The 6,607-nt window shown below is 42.3% G+C and carries 5 protein-coding genes, 1 pseudogene and 1 riboswitch; of the genes and pseudogenes, 5 read left to right on the top strand and 1 reads right to left on the bottom strand.

Features of this window, described 5'->3' with window-relative positions; genetic code table 11:
• Positions 1-247: 247 nt before the first annotated feature.
• Positions 248-1,625, bottom strand: a pseudogene (locus tag G596_RS0115060) (transposase).
• 206 nt (positions 1,626-1,831) lie between these two features.
• Here G596_RS0115060 and G596_RS23990 point away from each other — a divergent pair.
• The 5 genes from G596_RS23990 to G596_RS0115035 all read left to right on the top strand — a co-directional run bounded on the left by G596_RS23990 (position 1,832) and on the right by G596_RS0115035 (position 6,591).
• Positions 1,832-3,640 carry a SpoIIE family protein phosphatase gene (locus G596_RS23990; RefSeq protein ID WP_175475127.1) on the top strand — a complete coding sequence of 603 codons (1,809 nt, stop codon included), beginning with the start codon at positions 1,832-1,834 and terminating at the stop codon, positions 3,638-3,640.
• 63 nt (positions 3,641-3,703) lie between these two features.
• Positions 3,704-3,822: riboswitch (FMN riboswitch) on the top strand.
• A 186-nt stretch (positions 3,823-4,008) separates the two neighbouring features.
• On the top strand, positions 4,009-4,653 hold the full coding sequence (locus G596_RS0115050) for an ECF transporter S component (protein ID WP_022762654.1): 645 nt from the start codon (positions 4,009-4,011) through the stop codon (positions 4,651-4,653).
• Positions 4,653-5,462, top strand: coding sequence for a creatininase family protein (locus G596_RS0115045; protein WP_022762653.1), 810 nt, complete (start codon positions 4,653-4,655; stop codon positions 5,460-5,462). Before G596_RS0115050 ends, G596_RS0115045 begins: the two co-directional genes overlap by 1 nt.
• Positions 5,463-5,553: 91 nt before the next feature.
• A complete protein-coding gene (locus G596_RS0115040; protein WP_022762652.1) occupies positions 5,554-5,808 on the top strand; it encodes a DUF6465 family protein in 255 nt (84 codons plus the stop codon).
• A 15-nt stretch (positions 5,809-5,823) separates the two neighbouring features.
• A complete protein-coding gene (locus G596_RS0115035) occupies positions 5,824-6,591 on the top strand; it encodes a ParA family protein (protein ID WP_022762651.1) in 768 nt (255 codons plus the stop codon).
• Positions 6,592-6,607 lie beyond the last annotated feature (16 nt).

The following is a 6,607-nucleotide window of genomic DNA, read 5'->3' as shown; positions in this document are numbered from 1 at the left end:
ATAGGTAATTGCGAAACTCGCTTTGCTCGTTCGCAATCTTGAATTTAAACAAGGAAGAATTCATGCAGAGCATGAATTCTTTGATGCAAAAATGTGAACTAGCAATTTTGGCGCACTTTAATAAGCATATGGCTTAATGAAGTTGGTAAGTCCTACGCGATTAGCGGTTTTACACTGCGGATATACTCATGATGTTTGATTTTGTCAGCTAGAACGACGGTGATGAGCTGAGTGATACCTGCAAGAATTAGATCAGCATGCAATGTTTTTTCATTTTGTGTGCGACGCCCTGCAAGACAGAGATTCTCTTTCATGTGATTGATATCTCTTTCAACGACGGTTCTGATTTTATAGGTGTTATCCCATTCTTCAGTACCGCGCAGTATCCCTGGATATGCACGTAGATTCTTTTCGGGATAGATATATATCATACGGCCGCAAGGGGAATTAGTGCAGGGATTTTTACATTGACACTCACGAAGAGATTTGCCAGTAGATTTATTGTAAACACGTTTGATTTTGGGACAGACAAATTTATATCTTACTAAACCATTGTTCCTTGAAGATTTGCCATCGGATTTCATTGGGAGTGAATCATCTTTAGGACAACATGGAATGCCATCTGAGTTGACCTTGCAATCGGGATATTTGATGCTTCCTCTATTGGCTAGAGGGATATACGCTTTTGAAAAATGCTTATCTGATCCGAAGGTATCCCCTGTAAGCAGCTGTTTATACAAAAGAGCTGAATCAAAAGCGGAATCACCCAGAAATGTTTTGGGATTGATAAGTGGGTGCATTGAAAAGAAGTCCTGTAGTGTGGGAATGAGAAGTTTTGCGTCATGAACGCATTTATCTTCATCAGGTGAATCAGACTTCTTTTCGACAACAATATCCGGGTGAGATGTAAAAAAGTCTTTGTTGTAGAAAGAAATGTGGCGAACAATTCCTAGGCCATTTGTTACAATGCCAAACTTGAAAACGTAGCAGAAATGGCCGTTGATATATAACTGTTTGATTTCAGGATTGGCAGAAGCATGAGAAGGCATTGCTCCATAGGCTGACTTATAGGGATCATAGGATTTATCAAAGCCCATTGCTTTGGCATATGCCTTAAGTTGTTTGATTATCCTGTTTGCATACTTAGGATTATTTTCAGCAACAAAAGCTTCAATACCAGAGGAATCAAAAATGGTCATGTTAGCTTTGTCAGTGTTAATGGCCTGACAGATAGGTTCGGTAATATCAACGAGCTTATCAAAAACAAGCTGTAAGTCATCCAGAAAATCTTGCTTAAAGCGGGTTATTTTAGAAGCATCAGGAACTTTGGTAAAACCACAGAATTCACGAAGTGGCTTCGAGTATGCAAGAAAGACCAGTAGAAGCTGATCTGTGGGGATAGTAAAAATGCGTTGGATAATTAAAGCCCAGAGCATAGCTTTTAATGGGTATTTACGGGATCTTCCCGTTGATGCATAGAAATGCTTTATAAAAGAAAGCGGAATAATTTCATCAAGGTCGATATGGTTTTCTAATAGAGACAAAAACGCAGGCTTGTCATTTTCAAATTTATCTTGGCAATCTGCATAGATATCAGCCAAAGAAAGCTGTTTATATGGTATCATATATATCAGAATAACTCCTTTCTTGGTATTGGTCAGTGGTTTCTTGTCAATTCTATTGTACCATATCCGGTGAGGGGTTATTCATTTTTTATAGAGCAAAAACTCCGTATTTATGCGGCTTTCGGCGTTTTGCAAACGCCTATTTATACAATATAAATGTAGGGTTCATGTGGTTTTTCATATGATGAAAAGGACAAATGGTGGATATGGAAAATACTCAGAAGCTTAACGAAATGAAGAAAAAAAGTCTGGTAAAAATGTTCATAATTGTTTTTGCCTTATTTGCACTGGGAACGATCCTGGTAAACGGGACTATGACATATATTGCGCAGACAGAATCCTATCACAGTGAGTGTGTCTCGGATTTGCGTAGGATAACGACACATCTGGTAAATCAGATACAAAGTGAAGGCGATGAGTTCATATATCTGAAAGCCTGGTTTCAGGAACATCCTGATCTGGTGCAGGTTCCGGTGGATTTCAAAAGTGATCTTCCGGTCAGTAAGAGTGCTTTTGATGATTATATTCTTGAAAATTATCCGGGAAAAGATTACGGGACAACGCTTTTCTTTAATGACCTTGATCTTGAAGGACAGCGGTTATATGTCAACTACGCCTTTGAACGATGGTTTACTCTTTTTTTTGAGGCGACGGACAGTTTTGATCTGATGTATACATATTTCATCTATCCTGAGAGTGAAAATGATCTGAAGATGAACTATATGTTTGATCCTACGATGGAAACGAAAACAGCGCCAGATGGACGTGAAATTCTAAAGCTTGGGGAAGTTGTTTACGAGGATCCGGAGATACATCAAACCATGTGGGATACCTGGTTTACAGGAAGAGCTCAGAACGGCTTTGATATCATGAATAACGAATTCGGCCAACAGTATAATTATTGTGCTCCGGTGGTTATAAATGGTGAAAAGGTCGGACTTCTATGCTCTGAAATAAGTGTGGCGGTTGTTAATTCCGAGATCATGAAAAATGTGATCATCCAGGGACTGGTTTCAGCGGTTGTGCTTATCATATTTACAGCTATTCTTTACCTGCTCCTTAGTAAAAATGTTTTGCATCGTATCATCGGCATTGAGCGCGAGGTAAGAGAGTACTCCGAAAAGAAAGATCCGGAGATAGCAAAGGATATTCTGTCTCATGTGAAAATCATGGATGAGATTGGTATGCTTGCAAAGAGCTTTGGAGAGATGATTACGGAACTTGAAGATTACATGGTTAATCTTCAGAAGGTCACCGCGGAAAAAGAGAGAATTGATGCGGATTTGAGCATTGCAAGTCAGATCCAGGCGGATATGCTTCCCAAGATTTTTCCTCCGTTCCCCGACAGAAAAGAGCTTGATATTTATGCGACCATGACACCTGCGAAAGAGGTAGGCGGTGATTTCTACGACTTTTTCCTGGTGGATGAAAATCATATTGCTCTTGTAATTGCAGATGTTTCCGGAAAAGGTGTCCCGGCATCACTTTTCATGGTTATTGCAAAGACACTTATAAAGAACCGCCTCCAGATGGGAGAAGAGCCGGGCGAGGCACTATATAATGTTAATAATCAGCTTTGCGAGGGAAATGACGCTGAGCTCTTCGTAACAGTATGGGCAGTGGTTATTGATCTTACTACAGGTGATGCGCTCGAGGCCAACGCAGGTCATGAGTATCCGGCGTTTAGGAGAGGCAATGGTTCCTACGAACTCATAAAGACAAAACATTCACCGGCTGTTGCCACTATGGAAGGACTTAAATTCCGTCAGAGCGAGTTCCATCTCGATCCCGGAGACAGGCTGTTTGTCTACACGGATGGGGTTACGGAAGCAACGGATGCCAATCTGGAACTGTTCGGAGAGCAGAGGCTTATTGATGCGCTGAACCGAAATCCGGATGCGTCACCGACAGAGCTTTTGCCGGCGGTTAAAAAGGAGATTGATGAATTTGTAGGAGAAGCACCGCAGTTTGACGACATTACGATGCTGAGCTTCATCTATAGAGGAAAAGCCTGAAAAGCGCTGTTTTTCCTATTGACGATACATAGGTGTTTTGATAAGGTATAAAAAGAAAATCGAATAATTCTTCGGGGCAGGGTGTAATTCCCGACCGGCGGTGACAGTCCGCGACTCGCGAAAGCGACTGATTTGGTGAAATTCCAAAACCGACAGTAAAGTCTGGATGGTAGAAGTAATGCATTATAATAGCTGTTATTTTGCTGTTTTATTGTGCGCGTATTAAGGCGAAGCCCCCATGCAGGTTTCGCCTTTTTTGTTTCACGATTTTTCTTCGTGATTCAGGCGCATAAAAATGCGGATATGGCTGTTATTCCTCGGGAATCCTTCGGTTCAAAAATCTAAAGAACACGGGGAGGAACAATCAAATGTTCAAAAACAAATTCACAACAAAGCAAATCGTATTAACAGGAATGCTCGCAGCACTTGCAGGCGTACTCATGTCACTGGAGATCTCGGTGCCGATGATGCCGCCGTTCTATAAGTTTGACTTTAGCGACGTGCCTGCAATCATCGCTCTTTTCCTTATGGGACCTGCGGAAGGCGCACTGGTTGAGATCATCAAGCTTGTAGTAAAGCTACTTCTCACGGGAACTAACTCAATGTATGTCGGAGAGCTTGTAAACCTTATGGCCATCATTCTTTTCATAATTCCCACCTGGATTGTTTATAAGAAGATGGGACAGACAAGAAAGGCCGCTATGGTAGCACTTATAGTCAGTGTTGTTATAAGAACCGGTGCAGCATGCTTCTTAAATGCCTGCATTTCACTTCCTTTATATGCAAAAGCGATGGGAGTATCTCTTGATGATGTCGTAAAAATGGTCGGTGGAGTAAATGCAAGAATCCAGAACCTTCAGACATTTATCATCTATGCGACAATACCTTTCAATGTAGTAAAACTGGCAATCAACAGTCTCATAGGCTACGCAGTATATGACAGACTTCTCGCAGCTGTTCCTTCAGCAAGGGGACTCAGATCAGATAATGAACAGGTGCAGGAGGCAGCTTGATGATACAGGAATACCAAAATCTTTCAAGGCTGCAGATGGAGCAGGTGGATAAAGAAAAGACTCTCGTAGTGGTACCGCTCGGCGCACTGGAACAGCATGGAAACCAGGCGCCTCTTGGCACCGATACGATCATTGCGGATGAGATGAAAAAGAGAATAATGGGGAAGCTCTCTTTGGATAAAAGCGATGAAGTCCTTTCGGGATCGGTTCTTTTCTTTCCGACAATTCCTGTGGGATACAGTGTTGAACACCTTTCTTTTTGCGGTTCGATATCTTTCAAACCGCAGACTTACTACAGTGTTTTGTATGACATAGCAGAGTGCCTGACAAGGCATGGCTTTAAGCATATAGCTCTTCTCATCTGCCACGGAGGGAACCGCGCAACAGCAGAGATAGTCAGTCGTCAGATAAGGCGTGATCTTGGGATATATGTCTACTTGATTTCATCGGGTTCTTTCTCGGATCCGGAAGTAAAGAAGACAATAACTCCGGGAAATGAAGCCGATTTTCACGGAGGAGAAATGGAAACCGCCATGGTGATGGCAAGGGATGAGAGCCTTGTGGACCTTACGACTTCAAGCACGGGGCATTATTCAATCTCGGGAAAAGGTGCAAAGCTTGCATTTTTCGGAAGCACATCTCTTCCCTGGATGGGGGAGGACTTCATCACCGATGAAGGAAAGCCTATCGGTATAGGCGGAGATCCCAGCGGTGCGACAGCCCAAAAAGGTGAGATCATTCTTGAGGTTAGTGCGAGGGATGCCGCAAACGGAATAAAGGAAATAATGAAATTTATGGTGACCTGCTGAAAAAACAACCTCTTCTAAGTGGTCAGAGGGCAAAGGATTTGATAAAATAATCTTTGTAGTTTCTAATGACTTGCAAAGGGGGATATGAAAAATGGCCAGACAAAGCAGTGTTAAGAGAGCACTTGAAGCAACCGGAAGTTTTGCCACTGCTCAGAAAAACATCGTCGTTCAGTATCAAAACAGTGACCGCACTACCGATGACATTTTAAAGAAAATCAAAGAGGATGCGCTTTCTCATGGAGTATCGGAAGCGGATTTTCAGAAAATCGATGTCTATATAAAGCCTGAGGAGCACAAGGTTTTCTATGTTGTTAACGGTAATGTAAACGGCTGCGTTGATTTCTGAGGGAGGGGATGAAAAATGTCTACTATATTCGTGGTTGCCAATCAGAAGGGCGGCATCGGTAAAAGTACTACTGCAACCAATCTTGCGGGAATTCTTGGAAGAAAAGCAAAGACACTTTTGATAGACGCTGATCCTCAGTGCAACAGTACAAGCACCTATGATGCCAAGATTGAGGACGTCGCTACGCTTTATGATGTAATAATCGATTCTGATAAATTGCCGATTGCGGAAGCTATCCAGCATACAGAGAACGGTGATATCGTTGCATCTGACCCTCTCCTTGTAAAAGCGGAGAAGATGCTTGACGGCGATCTTGAAGGCTTCTATCGCCTTAAGGATGCACTGGACGAACTCGAGGGATATGAGTACATCGTTATAGACACTGCGCCATCACTTAATATCATCCTTTACAACTGCCTTATTGCAGCTGATAAAGTGATAATTCCGGTAACTGCAGACTCCTATGCGATGCAGGGAATCAGTCAGTTATACGACACGATCATGTCTGTGAAAAAGAGACAGAACAGAAATCTTTCCATCGCCGGACTTCTTCTTGTCAGATATTCGGGGAGATCCAACCTTGAGAAGGAAACCCGTGACAATATAGAAAAGACAGCGAAGAAGATGGATACGAAGCTCTTTAAAACTGTTATTCGTGAATGTATAAAGACAAAGGAAGCTCAGGAAGCAAAGAAGCTTTTGATAGACTATGCTCCGAAGTGCAACACCTGCCTTGACTACATCGACTTTACCGCGGAGCTTCTGAAAAAATCACGGAAATAATCGCAATAATTGGCAT

Source organism: Butyrivibrio sp. AD3002, assembly GCF_000420905.1.
GTDB lineage: Bacteria > Bacillota > Clostridia > Lachnospirales > Lachnospiraceae > Butyrivibrio.
Note: the sequence above shows the minus strand (reverse complement) of the source record. Positions and strands in the feature narration are given on the sequence as shown.

What these genes read in the sequence shown, in the direction of transcription:
- G596_RS0115040 (WP_022762652.1), top strand. Translation starts at nt 5,554, where the DNA reads ATGGCCAGACAAAGCAGTGTTAAGAGAGCACTTGAAGCAACCGGAAGT.
- G596_RS0115045 (WP_022762653.1), top strand. Translation starts at nt 4,653, where the DNA reads ATGATACAGGAATACCAAAATCTTTCAAGGCTGCAGATGGAGCAGGTG.
- G596_RS0115050 (WP_022762654.1), top strand. Translation starts at nt 4,009, where the DNA reads ATGTTCAAAAACAAATTCACAACAAAGCAAATCGTATTAACAGGAATG.
- G596_RS23990 (WP_175475127.1), top strand. Translation starts at nt 1,832, where the DNA reads ATGGAAAATACTCAGAAGCTTAACGAAATGAAGAAAAAAAGTCTGGTA.
- G596_RS0115035 (WP_022762651.1), top strand. Translation starts at nt 5,824, where the DNA reads ATGTCTACTATATTCGTGGTTGCCAATCAGAAGGGCGGCATCGGTAAA.